The 18409-nt window shown below is 44.3% G+C and carries 16 protein-coding genes, 2 pseudogenes and 1 riboswitch; of the genes and pseudogenes, 2 read left to right on the forward strand and 16 right to left on the reverse strand.

Annotated features, from left to right (window positions below):
- Nucleotides 1-146: pseudogene (locus LH47_RS14955) on the forward strand (UPF0236 family protein); the annotation flags it as partial.
- 128 nt (nt 147-274) lie between these two features.
- On the opposite strand, the pseudogene LH47_RS00530 reads toward LH47_RS14955, so the two are convergent.
- The 15 genes and pseudogenes from LH47_RS00530 to LH47_RS00605 form a co-directional block, all read right to left on the reverse strand.
- Nucleotides 275-532: pseudogene (locus LH47_RS00530) on the reverse strand (precorrin-8X methylmutase); the annotation flags it as partial.
- Nucleotides 533-1309 carry a precorrin-6A reductase gene (gene cobK, locus LH47_RS00535; RefSeq protein ID WP_043963751.1) on the reverse strand — a complete coding sequence of 259 codons (777 nt, stop codon included), beginning with the start codon at nt 1307-1309 and terminating at the stop codon, nt 533-535.
- 10 nt (nt 1310-1319) lie between these two features.
- Complete coding sequence (locus tag LH47_RS00540) at nt 1320-2147, reverse strand: sirohydrochlorin chelatase (RefSeq protein WP_043963753.1); 828 nt, start codon at nt 2145-2147, stop codon at nt 1320-1322.
- A 5-nt stretch (nt 2148-2152) separates the two neighbouring features.
- Complete coding sequence (cobJ, locus tag LH47_RS00545) at nt 2153-3661, reverse strand: precorrin-3B C(17)-methyltransferase (protein WP_043963755.1); 1509 nt, start codon at nt 3659-3661, stop codon at nt 2153-2155.
- Nucleotides 3662-3665: 4 nt separating this feature from the next.
- Entirely contained in the window at nt 3666-4430 is a 765-nt protein-coding gene (locus LH47_RS00550) for an energy-coupling factor ABC transporter ATP-binding protein (protein ID WP_043963757.1), read from the reverse strand.
- The gene (locus LH47_RS00555; protein ID WP_043963759.1) at nt 4414-5124 is read right to left on the reverse strand and encodes a CbiQ family ECF transporter T component; all 711 of its coding nucleotides are present in this window, start codon (nt 5122-5124) and stop codon (nt 4414-4416) included. Before LH47_RS00555 ends, LH47_RS00550 begins: the two co-directional genes overlap by 17 nt.
- A complete protein-coding gene (locus tag LH47_RS00560) occupies nt 5117-5386 on the reverse strand; it encodes an energy-coupling factor ABC transporter substrate-binding protein (protein WP_043963760.1) in 270 nt (89 codons plus the stop codon). The genes LH47_RS00555 and LH47_RS00560 overlap by 8 nt, the downstream gene beginning before the upstream one ends.
- Nucleotides 5383-6135, reverse strand: a complete 753-nt coding sequence (locus tag LH47_RS00565; protein ID WP_043963763.1) for an energy-coupling factor ABC transporter permease — start codon at nt 6133-6135, stop codon at nt 5383-5385. Before LH47_RS00565 ends, LH47_RS00560 begins: the two co-directional genes overlap by 4 nt.
- Nucleotides 6132-6497, reverse strand: coding sequence for a (2Fe-2S) ferredoxin domain-containing protein (locus tag LH47_RS00570; RefSeq protein WP_043963765.1), 366 nt, complete (start codon nt 6495-6497; stop codon nt 6132-6134). Before LH47_RS00570 ends, LH47_RS00565 begins: the two co-directional genes overlap by 4 nt.
- Before the next feature lie 155 nt (nt 6498-6652).
- Nucleotides 6653-6833: riboswitch (cobalamin riboswitch) on the reverse strand.
- Between the two features lie 86 nt (nt 6834-6919).
- Complete coding sequence (locus LH47_RS00580) at nt 6920-7954, reverse strand: LacI family DNA-binding transcriptional regulator (RefSeq protein WP_043963769.1); 1035 nt, start codon at nt 7952-7954, stop codon at nt 6920-6922.
- Between the two features lie 16 nt (nt 7955-7970).
- Nucleotides 7971-10292, reverse strand: coding sequence for a glycoside hydrolase family 31 protein (locus LH47_RS00585; RefSeq protein ID WP_043963771.1), 2322 nt, complete (start codon nt 10290-10292; stop codon nt 7971-7973).
- A 19-nt stretch (nt 10293-10311) separates the two neighbouring features.
- Complete coding sequence (locus LH47_RS00590) at nt 10312-11826, reverse strand: alpha-amylase family glycosyl hydrolase (protein WP_043963774.1); 1515 nt, start codon at nt 11824-11826, stop codon at nt 10312-10314.
- A gap of 97 nt (nt 11827-11923) precedes the next feature.
- Nucleotides 11924-12766 carry a sugar ABC transporter permease gene (locus tag LH47_RS00595; RefSeq protein ID WP_043963775.1) on the reverse strand — a complete coding sequence of 281 codons (843 nt, stop codon included), beginning with the start codon at nt 12764-12766 and terminating at the stop codon, nt 11924-11926.
- 1 nt (nt 12767) lies between these two features.
- Nucleotides 12768-14051 (reverse strand): carbohydrate ABC transporter permease, encoded by a 1284-nt coding sequence (locus LH47_RS00600; RefSeq protein ID WP_043963777.1) that lies wholly within the window; start codon nt 14049-14051, stop codon nt 12768-12770.
- Between the two features lie 112 nt (nt 14052-14163).
- A complete protein-coding gene (locus tag LH47_RS00605) occupies nt 14164-15456 on the reverse strand; it encodes an extracellular solute-binding protein (protein WP_043963778.1) in 1293 nt (430 codons plus the stop codon).
- Nucleotides 15457-15731: 275 nt separating this feature from the next.
- Here LH47_RS00605 and LH47_RS00610 point away from each other — a divergent pair, with 275 nt between their 5' ends.
- Nucleotides 15732-17501, forward strand: a complete 1770-nt coding sequence (locus tag LH47_RS00610; RefSeq protein WP_043963780.1) for an alpha-glycosidase — start codon at nt 15732-15734, stop codon at nt 17499-17501.
- On the opposite strand, the gene LH47_RS00615 is transcribed toward LH47_RS00610, so the two are convergent.
- A complete protein-coding gene (locus tag LH47_RS00615; RefSeq protein ID WP_043963783.1) occupies nt 17485-18333 on the reverse strand; it encodes a helix-turn-helix domain-containing protein in 849 nt (282 codons plus the stop codon). The genes LH47_RS00610 and LH47_RS00615 overlap by 17 nt on opposite strands.
- Nucleotides 18334-18409: the final 76 nt, after the last annotated feature.

Here is an 18409-nt window from a genome sequence, read left to right on the forward strand (position 1 = left end):
AGTCCAAGCGGGTTGAACAGGCCAAACGGAAGGCAGGACGGTTGTGGGCAGATGTGGTGCGTCAGAATCTACCGTGTCTGCAGCGGTCATCCGGGACGCCGATCCATCAAGCGTTGTCGGCGCTTCGGGATTTTGGTTGGGTGTAAAAAAATGGAATACAATATCATCACTTCAAGATGAGGGATGAGAGTCCAAAAGCGCTTACGATATCAATTCCTGAAAATGGTTCGCTAACTAGTGATTGACAACACCCGTAGTGAACCGAAAAAATGTTCTCCACAAAGTCTTGACTGACTCCGACTTTTCTTCCTGCGCGAATCGCAGAAACACCTGCTTCAATCGCACGTGGATGAAACAATAAACTTTTCCCTAATTCAAAATCGGCGCTCGCATGAATGACGCGCTGAACAACCGCATATTGTTCGTTTGTAAACGAGTGTTCTCCTATTTCATCATCAATGATTTGAAAACTTTTTTGTTCAATTTGTTCTGGTTGCACAGTTATCGGACGAAACGTTGTTCGAAAGTCCATTTATTTTTCTCCTTTCTTCTTTATTTCTTCTAACGCACAAATGACGTCAGAAAATTCATGATAAACGACTGGATAAGAAAGTTTCGGACGTCGGATGACGACCGTTTCGATTCCAAGTTGTTTCGCTGCTGCAATTTTTTCATCGACAAATCCCACTCGTCCGCTTTCTTTCGTCACAAGAAGCGTCACACCGAAATGTTGCATCAAAGCGATATCCAATTGTTTCGTAAATGGACCTTGCATCGCGATAATGTTTTCTTGTGGAAAGCGCAATTGTTCACACAATTCCATATTGTCTTTTCGCGGCAACATTCGGGCAATTAAACGAACATCAGGAAGCGGGAGCAACGTATGCGCAAAAATTGGCAATGTTTTACTTCCCGTCGTCAACATCACCACCCCTTTTTTATTTGCTGCATACTGTGCTGCTGCTTCATAACTATCAACAAATGTGACGCGATCGTACGTAATGACGCTTTCTTTTCGTTCATAACGAATGTACGGGACATTGGCTTCTTTTGCTACTTTCATTGCTTGACGCGACGCTTCTTCCGCAAACGGATGGCTCGCATCAACGATCGCCTTGACTTGATATTTGTTGACGAGCGTAATCATTTCCGACGCTGTTAATCGTCCGATATGTGAATGAATTCCGACATGAGCCATTTGCTCCGCCGCATGTTCGGTAACGACGGTGGCAAATATGTCATACCCAGCATCACGAACAGCCAACGCTAACTGCCTCGCATCGCTTGTGCCTGATAACATCATAATCATGTCTTTCACCTCAATGATCGTGATGATGATGGTGATGATGGTGATGCTCAGCAACATGAAGCCGATATTGGCAAGTATCACAATTCATTTGCACTGAGTCGCTAAGTGCTTCGTGTAACCGATCAAGTACAATCGTCTGGAGTGAAGGATGGAATCCAAAATAATGCGTAAGCACAAACGAAATGTGCGGATATATGCTCTGAAACTCGAAAACTCGCTTTTCTAACCGTTTAATGAGCACACCTGTAAATAAAAAGTAAGGTAAAACGACAATTTTTTTCGCTCCGAGCTTGACACATTTTACGACTGCCTCATCTAATGACGGATTTGTTACGCCCATAAACGCTGGTTCAACAATGACCTGTTTATTTCGCTCCCAAAACAAACGAGCAATTTTATATAGATCACTATTGGCGTCTGGATCACTCCCTCCGCGCCCAAGCAAAATGACCGCTGTATGCTCATCTAAAACAATCTCTGCTTCTTCTAAACGATCTTGTAAAATTGTAAACGTTGCATCGTGGATGCCAAGCGGCCGTCCGTACGTAAATGAGACGTACGGATAACGTTCTTTTGCCTCATCAATCGCTGCTGGAATGTGCAACTTCGAATGTCCAGCTGGAAGCAAAATAATCGGGATGACAATTACCTCCGTTGCTCCTCGTTCTACACAATGGACAATGCCATCTATTACGGACGGAACGCCAAATTCTAAAAAACATGTATGCACATAAAACGTCGCATCGATTTGCGGAAGAATTGTTTGGACAAACTGGCGTACTTGCTCGTTTCCTTCTTCATCACGGCTCCCATGCCCAACAAACAAAATTGCTTTCACATGTATCACTCCCCACATGCCGCTGGCTCGACGTTCTTCGTCTGTCCGTAAACGAAGCCACCGACTTCTTTTTTTCGTTCAAAAAACTTATGAAATCGTTCGTTTGCATATCCTTCTTCTTTATATTGCGCAATGATCCGAGCAATCGTTTTAACAAGGTCATCGGGATGAATGCCTTCAGCAACAAGCTGTCCAGGATGAGCGTTTCTCCCTACCGTTTTTCCACCTAAAAATAAATCAAATGCCCCTTTGCGATAAACAATCCCAATATCTTCATGAACGGCTCCATAACATGCCATGCCGCACCCGTTAAATCCTACACGCAATTCCTTTGGCAACTTCATGCCTCCAAACTGCTTATATAGTTGCTCTGCATAAGGAATCGCATCTTTTTTCTCCCCATCACAAAAGTCACAAGCTTTCATAACAAACACATCTCCAACAGGCGCGACAGTCAATCCAACTTGTACGAGCGCGCGCACAACTTCATCTGCCCGATTCGTTTCCATCGTCACTTTAAAGTAATGATCAGGCGTATACGTGATCGTTCCTTGCTCGCCAACGATGCGAGCAAGTTGCACCATTTGCTCAGGCTCCCACGTTTTCTTTGCAATTCCCGAACTGACTGCTACTTCCAATCGTTCTACATTTACTTTTGCATACGCCTCTTCCGCTAGTGAGCGCACATGCGTCAACGCCCACGGCTCTGCTTCTGGACGCAATCGCTCGTGCGGTTTTAACGGCTGGACGGCACTAGATAAGTTATATTTCCGTTCATAGCCACGCGGTGTAATCATAAGACCGTCATGAACGAACGTAGAGGAGTTTCCAATAATGACTGTCGTTAACATGCCGATGTCGTGCTCTAACATGTCGCCTATATTCGTTAACACGACATGTTGCCGCTCACGATACGCGCTTTTTACAAGCCCAACTGGTGTATGTGGCGAACGATACGTCAATAAAATGCGCTGCGCTTCGACAATTTGTTGTGTGCGGCGGCCGCTTTTCGGATTGTATAGCGCAATGACAAAATCTGCCGCAGCTGCCGCTTCAATTCTTTTTGCGATCACATGCCACGGTGTTAAATGGTCGCTTAAACTAATCGTGCATGCATCATGCATAATCGGCGCCCCTAACAAAGCGGCACAAGAATGAATGGCTGAAATGCCTGGAATGACTTCCACTTTAATCCCTGTTTCCTTATGCCACCCTTTTTCAATTAACACCTCGTAAACAAGCCCAGCCATACCGTACAGTCCGGCATCTCCGCTCGAGATGACAGCGACGTTTTTTCCGCGTTCTACCTGCTTTACAGCTTCTTGTGCTCGACTCACTTCTTCCGTCATACCTGTGCTAATCACTTCTTTTCCACGAATGATGTCTTTAATTAAATCGACATACGTTTTATAACCAACGATAACATCGCTTTCTTCAATCGCTTCACGCGCCCGTTTCGTCATATGGTCAACACTTCCTGGGCCAAAACCGACAACAAACAATTTTCCCACCATGTTTTCACCCCTTTTTCCATCGTTCGATCCATTCAAACAGTTGTTGTTCTGTACACGGCTTGTTTTCCTTCATCCATATACGTAAAAGAAGAGGAAGCGGCAAACGAAGCTGGTGAAAAATATCCGCTTGTGAAAATATAAACGCAGGTGTACCGTGCAAAACGATGCGTCCATCATGCATGACAAACACTTCGTCTGCCCATTGCCATACGAAATCAAAATCATGAGTGATGACAACGAGCGTCGTACCTGCTTCGTGCCACTCATTTAGTTTCATGATGAGGCGCTCGCTCTGTGCAGCATCTAAATAAGCAGCTGGCTCATCAACAATAAGCAACTCCGGTTGAGAGGCCATCGCAACAGCGAGCGACAACCACTTTTTTTGTCCGAGACTGAGATGGTGAATGGGCACGTCTCGCCATTCAGCAAGAGAAAATGCTTTTATCGCTTGTTCGATCCGTTCGCTATTCCCTTGCAAACTAAGCGCAAGCTCTTCCTCAATCGTTGGTGCTAAAAATTGATGTTCTGGATTTTGAAAAACGACTCCGACATGTTGACGTAAATGTTCCTTTACACGTTTTCCTTCCCAATACACCTCCCCTTTTGTTGGGCGATAAATGCCGTTTGTATGAAGCAACCATGTTGTTTTTCCACAACCGTTTTTTCCGATCAATGCATATTTTTTTCCACGTTCGATCGTAAGCGATACTCCTTTTAAGACGTGCGCACCGTTTCGATACGTATAGTGAACATCATGAAACTGCAGCATATAACCCCTCCACGATGAGTAAAACAACGATGCCAAGCGATGCTTCAATGACATACCTTTTTGGCAATTGCTCGTCCGTGCACCGCGGAACTGTAAAAGAGACGTGGCGCGCTCGTTGCGCAATGACCATCGCCTCATATTGATGCAATGTGTGGCGTAACAATTGTGCAACAGCAAGTGAAGCGATCTGCCAATTTCGTTCCCCTTGTCTCACGCGCACCGTAACAAACAGCTCCCTTGCTGCCTTTTCCAACATGAAAATGAAACGATACGTTAACAATAGAAGCTCTATTAGTACACGCGGGATGCGCAATGTTTGTAGTGCGCATGCCAAGCGAAAAAATGGCGTTGTTGCGGCAAGAAAAAAGAGAACGAGCGAGCATGTAAACGCTCGTAAACAAATCGTACCTACATAGGAAACGTCCACAACATCACCATCAAATGAAAGAAGAAGCGGTGCGCTACTCCAAAGAATGACGAGCGAAAAAAGTAAACAAACACGTAAGCAAGCACGCCACGGTAAGCGCGCATAAACAATGAGCCAAGTGAGCATCCATCCGATCGTAAGCAGCCGACCGACATTCGTTCCAATCATCGCCCATATAAGCAAAATAAATGAAAATGTCAGTTTAAATGTCGCCCGAAGTTTCGCAAGCCGATTGCGATACGCCCATTCATCAAGCCAGCTAACCATTTCGTTTTCGCCCTCTATACAAGCCGATAATGTAGCCAATCACTCCCGCTCCAATTGCCGCCTGCAATGAAAATAGCAACGTTTCTACTTCCCCGCCGGGCGGTTCAAAAAAAACATCGAACCACGGTTCATAATTGGGCGCAAGTTGTTGAATCATCTCCTCCGCAAGCGCATCCGCCCCAGCAAACTCCGTATGTTTTACAACGACGAGCGGCAAAACGATCAAAAATGCGGCAAGGAAAAGCAATAGTCGATTGTTCATTTAGCAGACGCCCCTTTCTGTTGCAATATATTTAATTCTTGTTTCGTGTACGTATGTAAAAAATTCCATACAACAACAGTCAAAAGCCCTTCGGTGATTGCAAGCGGTATTTGAGTGACAGCAAAAATGGAAGCAAACTTTAAGAACGCCCCCCATACCCCGCCTGTTGGGTCTGGAAATGCTAGCGCAAGTTGTATCGATGTCATCACATACGTAGCTAAATTGGCAAACATCGCCGCCACAAAAACAGAAAGGCGCATCGAAATGCGAAGCTTTTGGCATGCAACAAACGACACGTACGCTACAAACGGACCGATAACCGCCATCGAAAACGCATTTGCACCGAGCGTTGTCAATCCACCATGCGCAAGCAATAATGCTTGAAACATTAACACAGCCGTACCGATGACCGTCATGACGAACGGCCCAAATAACAGCGCACCGAGGCCTGTCCCTGTCGGATGCGAGCTGCTTCCTGTGACAGATGGAATTTTTAAAGCGGAAAGAACGAATGTAAATGCAGTCGCTAGCGCAAGCAACATTTTCATTTCCGGCTGTTGTTTTACGATGCGCGTCATCGTCCGTAAACCGACGAAGAAAAATGGCAAAAATAACAACCACCAAACGAGCGCCCAATGCCAAGGTAAAAATCCTTCCATAATGTGCATCGCATATACTGAAGGTGAAAGCGCAAATAAAACGTAGACAGTCAAGCATGTACAAACGATCCACCATGCGTTTCGCTTCATTTTTCTTTCCCCCTTGTCGCAACGCTATGTTCGGGCATAACAAATTCTGTATGTTCATACGTATACGTGACGTAATCGCGCAATATGTTCCCGTCACGTACATGATTGCGTACAATGTCCCTCCCTATTTGTTCATCAATCGTACGATACCAAACACCTTCTGGATAAACGATGACGACACATGCATCTTCGCAGCGACCGTTGCATCGTGTACGCGTCGTATGAACGCGCCCATTCAGCTGTAGCCGATCAATTTCATCACGAATCGCTTGCGTCACCTCTTCCCCTCCTTTTCTCATGCAGCTTCCTCCGTTGCAAATAAGTACGTGATGTGTCGTTCCTTGTAAATTCCATGTTGCCATATATGTCGCCCCTTTTTTTCAAAATAAAAAAGCACCTCTAGGTAGAGGTGCAGAAAAAACGAAAGATTCAAAAAATAAGGCATACGCTATCCAAGCATACATCATCACTATAACGTCCATCGTCCCCGCACGTCCACCTATATTCCCGTAGGCAGCCGACGTATCGCAAGCAGGCAGGTCTCCTGGCTTAGGTTCATCATTTCGTTGCGCCTTCCCAAAAATCAGTGGCATATTGCAACGAAACTCCCCATCACAGTGGCGGGTACCGCGACGGCTTTGCACCGTTCTTCCCTTTTAAGCATACGGACGTATGCACCGTACTTGCTCATCGTATATATTTTTTCAAAGAGCGTGAATGTTAAGAATATGATACACCATTTTTTCCTTTTCGCCTAGCCTTTTTATAAAAAAAGAGCACCTTCCTATTCGGAAGGCGCTTTGTAATAATCGCATGAAAATCGTTTGACGAGCGTATGCGGAATAATGATTCGCTTAATGGGCTCGTTCGGGTTTTCGATTTGTTGTATTAAATTTCTTGCCGCTTCAAAGCCAAGTTGGAAAATGTTAATGTCTACCGACGTTAACGGCGGCCGGGAAATCTCGGATAAAAGCACGTTGTTAAAGCTGACGATCGATAAATCGGCTGGCACGCTTAACCCCATTTCCGCAAGCGTATTTAACACGCCAAGCGCCATTAAATCGTCGGCGACAACGAGCGCAGTTGGCGGCTCAGCAAGCGAAAGCAGCTCTTTCATCGCCTCTTGCCCGCCTTCTTTTAAAAATTCTTCATGCACGATGTAATCTTTTCGATACGAAAGACTAGCCGATTTCAATGCTTTTTCATATCCGCGCAAACGATCCATCGTCACGATGAGATTGACGTTTCCGCCGACAAAAGCGATGCGTTCATGGCCGAGCTCGATTAAATATTCTGTCGCCTCGCGTGCCGCACGCACGTTATCATTATCGACGTGCGTAATTTCCTCCGCTTTTTTATGCGGTTTACCGATGACGACAAACGGCACGTCTTCTTTTTGCAAATACGCCATAATTTTATCGTTCGCCCGCGAATACAGCAAAATGACCCCATCGACACGCTTTCCCTGTACCATATGCACGACGCCATCGTAAATTTCCGCTTCCGTTTCCCCCGTCGATAACTGTAACGCATATTGACGATCGTGCACCGCTTTACTAATGCCGCGAATGACTTCTGGGAAAAACGGGTTTTGAAACGCTTTATCCGCTGAACTTGGCATAATTAAGCCGATGACTTGCGTCGACTTATTCGCTAAGCTGCGCGCGATAAAATTCGGATGATAGCCAAGCTCTTTCATCGCCTCGCGCACTTTTTTCTTCGTTTTCTCGCTAATGCGCGGGCTATCTGCGATGACGCGCGAAACAGTCGATGGTGCAACATTCGCTCGCTTCGCTACATCTTTAATCGTTACTGTCATAAAAATCCCCCATCTCTTACAAAACAATTGACGCTTCCTCTATCGCCTGTTGTTCACCGTTGACAACGACCGTTGACGGTACGTCTCCAACGAACACGACACGCAACTGCCAAGTTGGTTCGTACGCCCCTTCTGTTTCTACTTCGAAATAAACGGTATCATTCAAAAACGTCGCACGAATATGCATGTGTACATATTCGCCTTTTTCATATGCAAACGTCGTACCGTCATCATCATAAAGCGTATATGTCGATGTTCCTTCCTTCATTGTATACACATATAACGTCAACTGTTCATCCTCAATGAACGTCGATGGCTTCGCTTTAGCGTGAGCAATCATTGCCCCTTCCCTTACATATATCGGCAAACGATCAAGCGGTGCTTCAACGATGTACCTTCTCCCACCTTCAAATCGCTCTTTCGTCCAATAATCGATCCAGCGTCCTTCTGGAAAATAAACGATGCGATGTTTCGTATATGGACGAACGATCGGTGCAATCATCACTTGTTCGCCGACCATAAACTGATCGGATATGTTCCATGTTTCTTCATCGTTCGGATATTCCATCATGAGCGGACGCATCATCGGCACACCTGTTTGATTTGCTTCAAAACATAACGTATACAAATGAGGAAGCCATTCATAACGCAATTCAATATATCGTTTAATGATTTGTTCGTATGTTTCCCCAAATGCCCACGGTTCTTGCCGCGCAAAACCGATCGCACAATGGTTGCGAAAATATGGGAAAAAGGCGCCGACTTGCGTCCAACGAACGAGCAACTCCCCATTCGTATCATGCGCAAAGCCACCGACATCCGCTCCGCAAAATGCAACAGCGGACACACTTAAGTTTAAACACATCGGCAACGAAAGCTCAACATGTTCCCAAAAACTGCGGTTATCGCCCGTCCATACCGCTGCATAGCGATGAATGCCGGAAAACCCCGCTCGCGTCAATACGAACGGACGTTTTCCTTTCAACTGCTTTTTCAATCCTTGATATGTCGCCTCTGTCATCATCATGCCATATACGTTATGCACTTGGCGATGCGTTTTCCAGCCATCATGAACAACTTGTTCATCGATCGTTTTCGTCTCGTTAAACACAGACGGCTCATTCATATCGTTCCAAATTCCTTCTATGCCGATGTTTGTATAAAACGCGTGTTGTTCGCCCCACCACTTTCGCACTTTTTTCTTTAAAAAGTCTGGGAACACGCTCGTCCCCGGCCAAACGTCTCCTTTGTATAACGTTCCATCTGCATATTTACAAAAATAATCTTTTTGCACCCCATCGCGATACGTCTCGTATTCCGCATCGACTTTCACGCCCGGATCGACAATCGGAACGATATGAACCCCTTGTTCTTTTGCATATTGAACGAGCGATTGCGCATGTGGAAATCGTTTTTGATCAAATGTAAATACACGATACTCATCCATATAATGAATATCTAGATATACCGCATCAAGCGGAATTTGTTTCGCGCGAAACGTATGAATTAATTCGCGCACTTCTTGTTCTGTTTCATAACTATAACGCGATTGGTGATACCCAAGCGCCCATTTCGGCGGCAGCGGCATGCGACCAATGAGGTGCGTATATTGCGTTAACACATCTTTCGGATGCGGTCCAGCAAACACATAATAATCGAGCGCTCCCCCATCTGATGTAAACGTATAAAACGATTCATGACGTAAATCAAACGTCGTTTTATACGTATGGTCGAAAAAGATGCCGTGCGCATGTCCGTTTTTTAACACCATCATGTACGGATGTGACTGATATAGCGGATCTGTTTCTAAATTGTGTGGCGCATACACGTCTGTATTCCACATCGTCCATACTGCCCCGCGCTTATTTAATACACCCGTTTTCTCCCCTAGACCGTATACGACATCTGTCGGAGCGAGCGCATGTGTACAACGCATGCGTCCTTTCGCCTCAAAACATACAGGTTGTACGTCGCGAACAAGAAGCGTCCCTTCCTGATCGTATATCGCTAAACGAAACGGACTTCGTTCGATGATGACCGTCAGCTGTTTCGTCTGTAGTGTCCAACCGTTTTCTTCTTCGCGAACGTGCACGTCCACTTTTTCTGGCGTTGCGACAACCGCAGGACTGACGGAGACATACTTTTGATCGAACGGATCGATCGTCACTCGAACGATATCATCACGATAAAAATGTATTTTACCCGCTGCCCGCTCGCACGTAAATGCAAATATTTGCTTTTTTCCTTCAATTTTTTGTACATGTCCAATCGGTTGCCATCTTTCCGCTTCATCTGTCTGATGAACCGGCCGAATCGCAAAACTTGTATCCTCTAACATGCTCTCTCCCCCATCATCATTATGCTTTTCGTTTGCGCGCGAAGTATAAAAACAGACCAAATGCCGTATATACCGCCAGAAGCGCCGCAATAAACGGAATGTTTAATCCCGTTTTTGGCGCAAGCACGTAAATTTCCGCCGTTTCGCGATCTAAAATAATGTCGTACTTGCCGTCTTTGCTGCGCACTAAATCTCCCGCCAGCAACCCGCGCAATTCTTTTCCTTGTTCTAGCTCATCGTCGAGCGTCACTTTTTGCGTTTTTGATGTATTGTTAATCGCAATGACCGTCGTTTCCTTTTCATACGTCCGTTTAAACAGAGCCATGCCGTCTTTTTCATAAAGCAATTCAAAATCACCGCGACGGAGCGCCGGAAGTTTTTCGCGCAATTCCCCAAGCTTTGTCACATAGTCAATTAACTCTTTATCGGTGCGGAAATTCATTAAACGACGGTTATCTGGATCTTCCCCGCCGTCAAGCGCAATTTCTGTTCCATAGTACATAATTGGAATGCCCGGCGCTGCAAACAAATACGTCAATCCGAGCTTTAAACGCGTCACCGGATTGATGCGATTTTGCAACGCTAAACGCGTAAACCGAACGGTATCATGATTATCTAAAAACGTTCCGAGCAAATACGGTCGGTCATAAAACGCCACGTTTCGCTTCCATACGTTGTAAAGTGGTTCGAGCGATTGATCGACGTTTGAAAAAATAGTTGACGCTTCTTTGTAAAACGGAAAATCAATTAGCGCATCGATACCGTGCTTCCCATACTCCGCGACATAGCGCGGATCGTCATGCCATACTTCTCCAAGAAGGAAAAAGTCTTGTTTCACCGATCTCACTTCTTTTGAAAACTCGTCCCAAAACGATTTTGGTACATGCTTCACCGTATCTAAACGATATCCATCAACGTCTGTTTCTTGAATCCACCATTTCGCGACATCGAATAAATACGCTTTCACTTCCGGATTTTCTTGCGCTAAATCTGGGAGACCAAACAACCAACCGTTTTCTACTTCTTGTTGATTCGCCCAATTAAAAATGTCTTTTTTCTCATGAAACCAATCTTTTTTCGCAGGATCATTCAACCACGGATGATTGTAACCTGTATGGTTGACGACGAAATCTAAAATGACTTTCATATCGCGCTTATGCGCCTCTTTCACAAGCCGTTTGAAGTCATCAAGCGTCCCAAAATGCTCTTCTACTTTATAAAAGTCTTCAATCCAATAGCCATGATACCCGCCTTTTTCGTTCGCAAAAATCGGCGTAAGCCAAATGGCTGTAAAACCCATTCCTTTTATGTAGTCGAGCTTGTCAATAATTCCTTGTAAATCGCCGCCATGGTATGCTTTCGGATCATGCACATCGACGTCATAGTCATTTTTCGGATTCCCGTTATTAAAACGGTCAACCATAATAAAATAAATACGTTCATCTTGCCACGTTCGCTCCGTTTTCGCACTCGCTGGCGTCGTCACAGACAACAACAAAATAAAAGCAAGTAGCGCACGAAATACACGTTTCATTTCACTTCACTCCCCATTCATTCCAAAGCTTCTTATGTTAATATATCTCTAAATAGTAAGAAAGGAAAGAACCAAAACGATTCTTTCCTTTCGTTTCTCATCCTTTTGTTCCACCTGCCGTTAAGCCAGAGACGAAATACTTTTGGAATGAAAGGAAGAGAATAGCGATCGGCACAGCAATTAATACCGAACCTGCCGCAAACGTCGTAAATTCGCTACCAAACTGCTTCGCCACTAAATCGTACAATCCGACCGCTAGCGTATATTTTTCTTTGCTGCGCAGCAAAACGCTTGCTAAAATGAAATCGCCAAACGGTGCAATAAACGTAAAGAGCGCCACGACCGCAATAATTGGCTTCGCAAGCGGTAAAACGATTTGGAAGAAAATGCGCAAGTGCCCTGCCCCGTCAATTTTCGCCGACTCATCAAGCTCTTTCGGAATCGTATCTAAATACCCTTTCATCAGCCACGTATTCATCGGAATGGCACCACCGACGTACACGAGAATTAACCCTAAATGCGTATCAACTAATCCCGTTAAAAGCGCTAAAATGAAAATGGCAATGAGCGCGGCAAAGTTTGGAATCATTTGCAAAATTAAAAACGTCAGCAATCCATTTTGGCGTCCAATAAATCGGTAACGCGAAAACGAATACGCCGTTAAACTAACTAAAATAACCGAAAAAATCATCGTCAACGTTGAAATTTTTAACGAGTTCCAATACCAAGTCAAATAGTCGCTTTGAGACGTATCAAACAACTTTTTGTAATGGGCAAGCGTAGCGTTGTCTGGAATCATTTTCGAGCCGGACAAACTTTGCCCCGGGTTAAACGACGAGCCAACGACCCAAAGAAGCGGATAGACGATAATGATCGTCATCACCAAAATGACTGCATACGACAACGTCAGCCGAATGAGTTTTTGTCTTTTCATATCCATATTACATCATATCCTCTTCTTTAAATGATTTTGTTCTTCTAAATTGCCATAATGCAACGGATACGACAACGAGCGAAAGCAATAACGTAATGGCCGCTGCTTTCGAATATTGCGCAGATGTCATCGTTAAACGATAAATCCATGAAATTAAAATGTCAGTCGCACCAGCATTTTGCCCGGATACCGCAGGTCCGCCACCATTAAATAAGTAAATGATGTTAAAGTTGTTGAAGTTAAACGTATATTGTGTAATTAAAATTGGCGCTGTCGCATACAACACGAGCGGAAGTGTAATTTTTGTGAACTTTTGCCAACTTGAAGCGCCATCGACTGTTGCCGCCTCGTACAATTCGTTCGGAATGGCTTGTAATACCCCTGTTGTCATCGCAAAGACGAACGGGAAACCGAGCCACGTTTGAATCAAAATGAGCGCAACTTTCGTCCAAAACGGATCCGTCATCCACTCGATCGGTCCGATGCCTAACGATGCTAAAATCGTTTTATTAATGACCCCAAACGATTCGTTAAACATGCCTGAAAAGACGAGAATTGTCACGAACGCAGGAACAGCCCAAGGTAAAATGAAAATCGTCCGAATGATCGCTTTTCCTTTTAAATCTTTTTGGTTTACGATAATCGCTAAGAAAATACCGAGCGCAATTTGTAACGTTGTTGCCCCAAACGTCCAAACGATCGTCCAGGCAAGGACGTTAACGAACGTTTTTCGCCAAAGATCGAGCTTTACTAAATCAATGAAGTTTTGAAACCCTACCCAGTCAACAAGTTTAGCTGGCGGGGAATGATATAAGTCATAGTTTGTAAACGCCAATAAGACGACGAAAATAATCGGGAAAATGACAACGAATACGAGCAAAATGAAACCTGGCGAAATCATTAAATATGGAAAGCCGTTGTCAACGAGCGCACGATATTGCTCGCGCAACGAGCTAATTTTCAACCCTAAATCACGCTTTTGCCCATTTTTATAAGCGTCGCGCAAGTTAAACGCATAAAAACCAAGCCCAAACACGGAAATAATAACGGCTAAAATCCCTTCGACAAGCAAGAAAATGGAATGGTCACGTCCGACGACTTCACCGAGCGTAAAGATGCCCCACCATCCCATATTTAATAAATCTTTAAAAACGATCAAAAACGAAGCAGCTAAAATGAAAAACGAAATGCCTTTAACGTATTGACGATTATATAGTTGTCCAAATCCCGGAATAAGCGATAAACCGAGGGCAATTTTCCGATGATTTGATTGGTACATTGGTGTTTCCATTGATTTTGTCTCCTTTCTAAAACGATGGCGAGGAGCGCACTTGAATGTGAATAAGTAAACAAAAAAAAGAAAGTTGAAGCAGTACCTCTACAAGAGAGGTACCGCTCGTTACTTACTTGCTTGGATGGTTCGTTTCAATGTTCGTTTTAATTGTTTTTACAGCTTCATCAAGCGCTTGTTTTGGCTCTGCTTTTTGGTTTGCGACAAGTTGAAGCGCTGTCGCCATTGGTCCCCATACTTCTGCCATTTCAGGAATGTTTGGCATCGGAATCGCATATTGAGATTGGATCGCAACAGCTTTTGCTCCTTCATCTTCTGCGATTAACGGATCGTTAATGAGCGACTTCACCGGCGGAATTTCACGCGTTAACTCAAAGCGTTTTTTCGCATTTTCTTCATTTGTGATAAATTCAATAAGTTTTGTTGCCCATTCAGGATGTTTCGAGAAGGCAGATACGTGCCAACCTTTTACACCCATAAACGTTTTTACAGGCTCCCCATTTGGCAATTTTGGCATTGGCGCTACACCGATATCGATGCCTGCATCACGCATACCTTGGAACGCCCACGGACCGTTCATGACAGACGCTGCTTTTCCTTCGTTAAATAAACCGTCCATCGCTGAACCGCCGTTTTCACCGATAATACCTTTCGGGAACAACTCTTTATACCATTTTTGGATATACTCTGTTCCTTTTACTGCCCCTTCATTATTTAGGCCAATATCGTTGCGATCTAACGCACCGTTATTGTTTTTAAATACGTAACCGCCCATACCCGCGATAACGCCATGTGCGAAATAGAAGTTATCCCAAAGCGCTAAGAAACCGTATTGATCGCCTTTTGTGAACTCTTTTGAGAACTGATACAATTCGTCCATCGTTTCAGGCGCTTTGTCCATTAATTTTTTGTTATAAATGAATACAGGAGTTTCTACTGCTTTTGGAAGTCCGTATAACTTTCCATCATACATTTGCGCCGCAATTGAAGATTCCGTAAACGTATCTAATACAGATTGATCAACATTAATTTCACGAATTAATCCTTCCGTCACAAGCTGACCGATTTGGTCATGTGGAACAGTGATGACGTCAGGACCTGTGCCTGCAGGACCGTCTAAACGAAGTTGGTCGCGTTGTTTTGTCGCCATTTCAACTTCTTTGTACTCCACTTTAATGCCGTACTTTTCTTCGAAAGCTTTAATCGCTGGTTCTAACGCCACGCCACGCTTCACGTCTTCCCATACGACAAGCTTTTCTGGTTTCGGCGGCATGCCGTCTTCGGATACTTCTGTTTTGCCTTCGTTTTCATTTTCCGCTGGTTTCGCCTCATCTTGTGGACCACAACCTGCCATCACACCTGCCAGCAACGCAAGCGATGAAAAAATGGATACCGTCTTTTTCATTTCGACCCCTCCTGTGTTTTAAGCAATATGTACAAACGCTTTCATTTTTTGCGAAAACGATTGCACAACCTTTATCTTCATTATACAATCATTTTTCGTTTTGACAACTATTTTTTTCATCTTTTTTTGAATGAATGTTGACTTTTTACTGTCTTTCATTTTACGCTTGACATAAGTATTGTATGCGCTTCCTTAAACGATCGCGTCAATAGTACATCAATATGTGATGAAAAGCGCAATCGATTGCGCGTGAAATAGAGAGGAGAGAGTGAAATATGTTGAAAGAAGCGATTTACCATCGTCCAAAAGATGCGTTTGCTTATGCATACGACGAGCGAACGCTACATATTCGTTTACGAACAAAAAAAGATGATGTCGATGCCGTATATTTATTGTTTGGCGATCCATACGTTTGGGATGAAGAAAAAAACGAATGGTTATTTTTTAAACAGCCGATGCAAAAAAGTGGAACAGATCGGCTCTTTGACTACTGGTTTATCGCCGTGCAACCACCGTATCGCCGCTTGCGCTACGGATTTGAATTGCACGATGAAGAAAACGTGCTCGTCTATACGGAAAAAGGCTTCTATGATAAAGCTCCAACAGACGATACAGCATACTATTTTTGTTTTCCATTTTTAAACCGCATAGACGTTTTTGACGCACCTAGCTGGGTGAAGGATACAGTATGGTATCAAATTTTCCCTGAACGGTTCGCCAACGGCAATCCGAAATTAAATCCACCAAACACGCTCCCTTGGGGAAGCGTTGAACCAACGACTACAAGCTTTTTTGGCGGCGATTTTGAAGGCATCATCGACCATTTAGATTATCTCGTTGAACTCGGGATTAACGGCATTTATTTTACGCCGATTTTTAAAGCCCCATCAAACCATAAGTACGATACGATCGACTATTTCGAAATCGACCCGCAATTTGGCGATAAACAAACGTTTAAACGGCTCGTCGAAGAGTGCCATAAAAAAGGCATTCGCGTCATGCTCGATGCGGTATTTAACCATAGCGGGTACTATTTCGCTCCGTTTCAAGACGTATTAAAAAACGGTGAGAAGTCACGATATAAAGATTGGTTTCATATTCGTGAGTTTCCGCTACAAGCAGAACCGATCCCAAACTACGATACGTTTGCGTTCGTGCCAGAAATGCCGAAATTAAATACAGAAAACCCGGAAGTGAAACAATATTTACTGGATGTTGCAACATATTGGATTCGCGAATTTGACATTGACGGATGGCGGTTAGATGTGGCGAATGAAGTCGATCATCAATTTTGGCGCGAGTTTCGCCAAGCGGTAAAAGCGATCAAACCGGACGTGTACATTCTCGGTGAAATTTGGCACGATGCGATGCCGTGGTTACGAGGAGACCAATTTGATGCCGTCATGAACTATCCGTTTACAAACGGGGCGCTGAACTATTTCGCTAAAGGACATGTGCGCGCGAGCGAATTTGCGAACACGATCATTCACGTATGGCATAACTATCCGCAAAATGTCAACGAAGTCGCCTTTAATTTGCTCGGCAGCCACGACACGCCGCGTATTCTCACGGAATGTGGCGAACAAAAAGAAAAAGTGAAACTTATGTTTACGTTCCAACTTTCTTTCAGCGGATCGCCATGCATATATTACGGAGACGAAATCGGTCTAACTGGCGGAAAAGATCCGCTTTGCCGGAAATGTATGGTATGGGAAAAGGAAAAGCAAGACCGCGATTTATTTGCGCACGTGCAAACGCTCATTTCATTGCGCAAACAATATCGTGCCTTGCGCTTCGGAGAGTTTCATGTGTTAGAAACAAATGATGAAACGAATCATATCGCTTACGTGAAAACATATGACGACGAAACAATTGTTTGCGTATTAAACAATGGGGAAACAGCGCTGGAATGGACCGTTCCGTTTTCACTTGCCGACAAAACGGTCACAAACCTTTGGACGAACGAGCAAATGACTGAGCAAACGATGACAATCGAGCCGTATGGTTTTCGAGTGCTGCTCGTACAAGCTACGTCCGCTGAATAAAGCGACGATATTCGCTTGGTGTCATCCCTTCCATTTTTTTAAATACGCGCGAAAAATACGCGCCATCTTCAAATCCGACTTGTTTTGCGATCGCCGCGACCGTTTCATTCGTCGCGGCTAATTTTTTCTTCGCCATCTTTAGCCGATAATCGTTTACATATTGCAACGCACTCATGCCGATCGTTTTTTGCATGCAGCGAGAAATGTAGTCTGGATGAAGGCGAAGCGCATGTGCGAGATGCCCCATGTCAAATGGCTCTTCGTAATGACGATGAATATACTCCATCGCCGCGGCACATACATGCTCGGCAGCTGACGGAATATGAAGCATTTGTTTTTGCAACTGAACGATCCATTGAGCAAATAACAACTGTTGCGTTAACGAATGATCCGGCGTTTGTTGCTCGAGGACAATGTGTTGAAGCATCGACTCCATCCCCGCTTGTTTCAACTTTCCATGTTGCGGGATACACAAACGATATTGCGCATAATCGACATATGTAGCCTCTCTCTCAATAATATCGCCCCATCCATACGGCTGTTTTTCGACGCGATCGTATTGCGGCACTGAAAAATGAATCCAAATAAAATGCGTATCTTCATCGCACGGCTCATGCCCGTAATGTTCAAAGCCCGGACATAAAATAACGTATTCTCCTTCACCGACAACGAACGTTTCTTCTTGTTCCGTCATATATAACGTTCCTTTTTGCACATATAAAAAATCAAATACGGAAAACGTGCGCCGAAAATGTTTCATTCCTTTTCGAAACATCGCCTCACCCCCTTTAATAAAAACGGGAAACGGCGGAACGGAAAACGATATATACATAAGTCCCCTCCTTTCAGTCGGAAATGTACAAAAGTAATCGTCTTTTTCCCTTTTTTCCATTATAACAATCCATTAA

Source organism: Anoxybacillus thermarum, assembly GCF_000836725.1.
GTDB classification, from domain to species: domain Bacteria; phylum Bacillota; class Bacilli; order Bacillales; family Anoxybacillaceae; genus Anoxybacillus; species Anoxybacillus thermarum.